The following is a 6916-nucleotide window of genomic DNA, read 5'->3' on the forward strand; positions in this document are numbered from 1 at the left end:
AATATAATGCAACAGTCATCAAATGACGCGACTCTGAACATCACGCCACTTAGCCAAATACGCTTAGCCAAACTGTCTGTATTTAATTGGGGGTCATTCCATGGGTTACATACGGCCAATATCGACGTGGAAGGAACGCTCATCACAGGAGATAACGGTTCAGGAAAGTCCACCTTAGTCGATGGGTTAATGGCATTGCTCATGCCTGCTGGTAGAGCGACTTTTAATGTCGCAGCAGCGCAAAATGACAAAAGTGACCGCTCACTAATCAGCTACATGCGTGGCAGTTTTGGCTCAGCGCACGATGGTATCAACACTAAGGTAAAAAGTAAGCGCGATAAAGGTGTTATTACAGGACTATCTGCTGAATATCTCAGTGACGATGGTCAAAAAATGACTTTATTGGCACTATTTTGGACGACTGTCGCTAGTAATTCGTTAAGTGATGTGAAAAGACTGTATGTCGTCGCTCAAAAACAGTTGCCACTGTCAGAGGTCTTAGATCAGTTTGCTCAAGGCAATGTCCGTAAATTAAAACAATGGTTAAGCATGCAGCCAGAAGTAACTTGCTGTGATGATAATTTTGGCGACTATCAAGAGCTGTACCGACGCATGCTCTATATGGACAATCCAAATGCGCCAGCCCTACTCTCGCGAGCGCTGGGTCTAAAAAAGATTGATGACTTAACTGAGCTGATTCGTACGCTGGTACTTGAGCCAAGTGGCGTTCGTGATGACGCCAAAGAGATTGTGAAAGAATTCGGTGACTTGGTTGCCATTCATACTCGCCTGCAAGATGCCAAAGAGCAAGTTACCCACCTTGAACGCTTACCAAAGCTTGCTGATGATATCGCAAAAACACAATTAGTTATTAATGACACTTCTAAGCAAAAACAAGCGCTGCCGATCTATTTTGCTCAGTGCTACGCCAAACTATATCAGCAAAAGCAACAGCAGTTGTCACAACAGCTAGAGCAATTAGAGCGCGATCTTGCGCAAATCGAACAACAAGAGCGTGATGCTACTGACACGGTAAACCGCTGCCGTGATGAATATATGAACCTCGGCGGCAATCGCATTGATAGCCTAAAAAAAGACATCCAAGCTACTAAAGATACCCTTAACCGCACCAATGCGAACGCCTCTCGTTACCAAATACTATGCCGTAACCTAAGTATTAAAACCACTTTAGATGAGCTGACTTTTCACAGCAATATTACTCAAGCCAATAATATTCAAGAGCATCTCGCTGAGCAAGAAGCAGACCGTGAACGTGAATTTGGTAACTGCGCCATTGCTTTAAATGAAACTGAGGAACACCATCGAGAGCTATCAAATGAGATTGAAGCACTTAAAAGCCAACCTAACTCAAATATTCCACCGAAGTTTAACCAACTAAAAGACGCAATTTCCCGTAGTTTAGGCATTGATCCTAATACACTCATGTATATCGGTGAGCTGATCGATATAAAAGAAGATGAACAAGATTGGCAAGGCGCTATCGAGCGAGCACTTGGAGGATTAAAAACCACATTACTTGTACCAAAAGAGTATTACTCGCTTGTTACTAAATGGCTTAATAGCCAGCACACAGGATTACATGTCCGTGTACAAGTAGTATTGGATAATCAACAAGCTAAGAGCCATACTGCATTTAAAGCTGACGGTTTTTTATGTAAGCTAAAATGGCGTAATCACTCTTATCGTGACTGGCTCAAAACATTTTTATCTCGTTATGATTTGCTGTGTGTGGCTAACACCGAACAGCTCGACCGTACTGCTTTTTCAATGACTCGGCAAGGATTAATTCATAAAGAAAAAGGCCGCTTTGATAAAAAAGACTTGCAGAGTATTAATGATAGTCGTCATTGGCAACTGGGCTTTAGCAACAAAAACAAGCTCGCATTGCTGCAAGTAGAAATAGAGCAGCTCAAAACAAAGCTGCAAGAAGATAGTAAACACTGGAAAGATGCACGCGCAGCCATGCGTAGTGTCAGTGAGCAAATATCCTCATGGAAGAAGTTAGAGGAATTTGAATGGTCACAAATCAATGTACCGTATTGGCAACAAAGACTGGAGCATGAGGAACATGAGCTAAGCGCTATTGAAAACGCCCAAGGCGATTTAAAACAAGCGAAAGTACGCTTTGATAATGCTGAAGAAGCTTTATCTAAAGTCGCTCAAGATAAAAAAGAGAAGGTGCGTCAAAACGGTGCAAAAGAGCAAGAGTTATCATCTGTGCAAAAGGAGCTTGATAGATCTAAGCGATTAGCTGAAGTAGAGTTAGATGAACAGGTAAAACAGCAGCTAAAGGCGTTGGTTGGTAATATTGAGCTTGACAATTCTAGCTATCAAACGCAAATAACCAAACAGCTTGAAGAAAAAATAAACGAAAACCAAAGTAGGCTCAACAAATATACTCATACAGCTATCGGCATTATGAGTAGCTATAAATCAAAACCACAATGGCAGGCTTATACGGTTGAATGGGAAACAGGGCTGAATGGTATGGATGACTATATCGCCCATTTGAACCAATTAAGCAATGAGGGATTACCTGAGTTACTGGATGAATTTAAAAAACGCTTAAACAAACATGCCACTCAATCGCTGGCACGTCTAAGTAATCACTTATCTATGGTGCATGACGATATTCGTCGGCGTATTGGACATATCAATGAGGTATTAAAGAAAACTGAGTTTAGGCAAGACTCTTATCTTAAGCTCAGTTTAAAACGTGAAAACTTCTTGCATGTACAAACCTTTAACCAAAAACTCAATCAGGCCCTCTCTGCGGTGAACGACGATAACCATACAAGAAGGTTTTACCTACTTAAAGAGGTCATCGACATATTGGATAAAGCTACTAGCTCCACTTCGAGTACCACCCTTGAAAGTTTACGTTTATTAGACCCTCGCTATCAGCTGGCATTTTTTGCTGAAGAAATTGATAACGATACACAAGAGGTCTTGGACGTGCTCAGCTCATCAAGTGGCAAATCGGGCGGCGAAAAAGAATCTTTTGCGGGTATGATTGTTGCAGCAAGCCTCGCTTATGTGTTAACGCCCGATGGCTGTGATATGCCAATATATAGTACTGTGTTTCTGGACGAAGCTTTTTCAAATACTGCCGAACAAGTTAGTCGCCGCGTACTAAAAGTATTCAAAAAGCTAAACATTCATGTCAACTTAATCACCCCATTTAAGAACCTAAATTTGGCACGTGAATCTGCCAGAAGCTTACTGATTGCTGAGCGTAACCAAGAACATCATGAAAGCCGATTATGCGAAGTTACTTGGAAAGAAGTGGATAACATCCTGGCAAAGAATAAGCTTGAACAGTTCTCCCAAGACAACCAAGAAATTGCAGAATTAGGTATTGAGCTTCATGACTAAAGAGATGATAACTACAGAAACACCAAATTGGGGTTTGATGCCTGCAGCAGTCATCACACAACTAAAAAAGCGAGAGTGGGACAATCTACCACGCCTTAAAGCCCGTTTAAAAAATGAAAGAGCCTTCCCTATTGTCATAAGCCTAAAGCCTCCCAAAACAGGTAATGAATTACTCAACCATACACTGCATTTCCACGAATTTGTGCAAGCGTGGCGTAATTTTGCTTTCGCTGATATGGTGCAATGGCAGCATAATAGCTTTCGACATTTTTCTGAACAGACCCTTCCTATCACTTTAACTATTCCTAATATTCAAGCACTGTCTGAAATATTAGGCGCATCGGCACGCCAGCAGCTTAAAGACTGGCAAAAAAAACTAAGCTACCTTCATACCGAAATCGCTAAAGGCATGACAATGTCATCTGCTAACAGTACAAATAAGATTGCAGATAGCTGGCATGAGAATTTATTTTTTGCTCTCATTGATATGTTAGAAGTTGTTGATAACTTGAGTGCTGATGATCTAAAGTTACTGGTCGCGCTTATACCGCAATTAAAAAAAGGAATGGGTGCCGGGCTATACTTGCGCGCTTTGCCAGTATGTTACGTTGATACCAAGTTTATAGAAACCTATCACAAGCTTATCGAGACCTTATTGGAAGCTTTTTATCCTGGGCAAATCAAAGAACAAGGCTTAGCTTATTGGCTCGGATGCTTGGATAAGCCTAAAGGCTGGTTAATGGTACGACCTTTGTGCCCTGATACAAGATATGCTTTATCTGGCTTGCCTATTTTAAGATTACCGATACATGTTCTACATAGCCAAGCGCTGCCTGCTAAACATATTTTAGTCGTAGAAAATGAGCAATCTTGCTTAGCACTCCCAGAAACAGAAAACACGATTGCAGTTGCAGGGGGTGGTAAAAATATTAATTGGATGAATGCTGGCTGGTTACAGAAAAAGACAGTAGCGTACTGGGGCGATATTGACTCTGAAGGTTTAATGATATTAAGCCGCGCCAGAGAATACTGTCCAAAGTTGACCGCTATCATGATGGACGACCAAACGATAAAACAGTTTATCAATCGTATGGTAGATGAGCCGGACTCTATAAATCATGAGCCAACACACTTAACTCATGACGAGTTAACATTATTTACAGAATTGCGCCGAGGAATATATGGCTTTAAGAGATTAGAACAAGAAAGACTTCCAAGCGAATATATTAAACAAGCATTGGAAAAGTGGCTCGATAAGCCTACTCCATATTCTTCATAATTGCTATTTAGCTTAAAAGATCAATTATTTGAGATTTCGCTACGATTGATAATATCTTTGCTAATTTATTTCCTTATCGTAGTTATGTCTCAAAATACTTAGCCTCTAAAACTACTGAAGTTACTCATACTGATCTACTCTCCCCGTAGCAATTTTTTATTTTTAGAAATTGTAACTGATATGTAAGTTTAAAAGTAAACATAAGCAAAAATTAGAGTTTTTGCTTATATCCACACTTTATAGTAGTTTTTTTTCATTGCTATTTATATTTATTTAATTCTAATCATTGTATTGTTGAATGACATTAACAAAGATGAAGATTTAACTATGTATATTAAGAAAAAGAAATGGGCTGATTACACACATGATGAGCTCACATTAATGAAAGAAACTGTAGCGAATGCATCTGCTGACACTCCATTTTCGCCTGAGTACGCAGCGGCCTATCTAAACAAATCCGTGAACACTCTGCAGTATATGCGCTGTCATAAGTCTGATGCAATAACGTACAGTAAAACTGGTGGCCACATTGTATATCGGCGTAAGAATTTGGATGCTTATCTGGATAAATGTGAGAAAAAATGTACATCTAATTTTTGATTAGTGACAATAGTTACTCTTTAGCTCTTTCATGAATAAACTCATATTTCATAAACTTATTTTAAGGTTAGAAATAGGCATATAAAAAAGCTACTTACATTTAAGTAGCTTTTTTATTTCAAGTCAGAGAGCCACACTAACTACAGTAACGTTTAATTAATTGTAAATAACTTATAAAAATCAAGTTGTAAAGAAAAAATCCTCACCGACCAACTCACCATCCTCTAGGTAATATACACCCGAAATATTTAACCTTTTTTCAGTTGATTTGGTACCTCCGTACATCGCAATCTTCTCTGAAAGTATTGTCCAGATCACTCTACATCCAGTGCTTTTTTGCAGCTCTTCTAATGCGTCCTTTTTCACCATTAGGTTGTTACCAGATTCATTACCATAAAAAGAAGCGTCGAACATCACTAATTCATCATGCTTATCAACCCATGAACCAGAGAACTTATCATTTTTTAGACTCAAAGTTTCGAATAATAATCTAGCAGGTGCACTGATGTTATAGCCTAAATCACGATTTTTTATCCCTTCTGAAATATGACTTTCTGAACAAACGTAAACTTCACCTAAACTATCTTCATCTGAACCAACTCGGCGTTCATATATGTTTTGCCACCCAGAATTACCATAATATTCATTATCATAGATTTCAAGTAAAGGTGACCAGTAATACTCTAAGTTGAATATATCGTTATACCTCTCTACAGACTCAGGCATCCATCGACCCATAAAGTTTTTATTCTGTATATTTGATACGACCAGATCAAAGTCTTCATTTTTTACCAAATATGCGTTGATCATATACCATACACGTTGATATGAGCCAGAATGGTCACCATCACCTAACTTCTTATTAGGCTCAAATTCAATATGCCTATCTAGGGATAACCAGTCTTCGTTCTGAAAATGGTTTAAGATGACTTCTTTTGAATCAATTAAATCATTTTTTGAAACTACCCAATTTTCAAAATCATCACTCCACCCATTGTAATTAGGGGGAATTATAAGACGGATGTTAGTTGAATCAGGAGGTATGAATGTAGGGTCAATATCTCTAAAAGAAGGCTCTACAGAACCGTTATACCATAGATATTTCTTATCATCTTTCCAACGTGTTGATGGGTCTGTCATTTCAAAGTTATCCGCTACTCTAGCTACCACTTCATACATTGCCATCCACTGATATTTTTTGCCAATTCGTTCAACTCTATTTTCACCACGACCTGTATAGGGAGTGTTTCTATCAAATTCACCATGTTTTTCTGCATCATAACCAAATTTATTAAAAATTATTTCTACAGCATAATTGCTAAGCTTATCAATATTTATATTACTCCAGTTACTAAAATTAGACTGAAAAACGTAACGCCCAAAATCACCGTACCAACCTGTACCTCTACCATACTCTGTCGTCATTGAGTCTATAATTTTATCTTGAGCAAAACGATGTTTAGGAATGGTTTTATCTTCATAATCATTCGCGTACTCATTGTCAATGTCTTCATTACTAGGAATAGTTTTAGGAAACACACTTTTATATGATGGTCTAGCTAACTTCAGCTCACTTTCGCTAAAACTGAGCTATGCTGAAGAAACCGTACAAGTAAACTTGGTAAACTAACGACTCAACGA

Annotated in this window: 4 protein-coding genes; 3 read left to right on the forward strand and 1 reads right to left on the reverse strand. The window is 38.7% G+C overall.

Going from position 1 to position 6916, the window contains the following annotated elements; genetic code table 11:
- Nucleotides 1–6 precede the first annotated feature (6 nt).
- From QL886_RS01945 to QL886_RS13005, 3 genes are all read left to right on the forward strand, one after another.
- Nucleotides 7–3396: an ATP-binding protein gene (locus QL886_RS01945; RefSeq protein WP_290177454.1), complete on the forward strand. Its 3390-nt coding sequence runs from the start codon at nucleotides 7–9 to the stop codon at nucleotides 3394–3396.
- Nucleotides 3389–4675 (forward strand): DUF3322 and DUF2220 domain-containing protein, encoded by a 1287-nt coding sequence (locus tag QL886_RS01950; protein WP_083328828.1) that lies wholly within the window; start codon nucleotides 3389–3391, stop codon nucleotides 4673–4675. Before QL886_RS01945 ends, QL886_RS01950 begins: the two co-directional genes overlap by 8 nt.
- A gap of 381 nt (nucleotides 4676–5056) precedes the next feature.
- Nucleotides 5057–5275, forward strand: a complete 219-nt coding sequence (locus QL886_RS13005; RefSeq protein ID WP_156770958.1) for a helix-turn-helix domain-containing protein — start codon at nucleotides 5057–5059, stop codon at nucleotides 5273–5275.
- A 180-nt stretch (nucleotides 5276–5455) separates the two neighbouring features.
- Here the strand turns inward: QL886_RS13005 and QL886_RS01955 are convergent, their stop codons facing one another.
- Nucleotides 5456–6814: a hypothetical protein gene (locus QL886_RS01955; protein WP_290177455.1), complete on the reverse strand. Its 1359-nt coding sequence runs from the start codon at nucleotides 6812–6814 to the stop codon at nucleotides 5456–5458.
- Nucleotides 6815–6916: the final 102 nt, after the last annotated feature.

It is taken from the genome of Psychrobacter sp. APC 3281, assembly GCF_030407815.1.
GTDB lineage: Bacteria > Pseudomonadota > Gammaproteobacteria > Pseudomonadales > Moraxellaceae > Psychrobacter.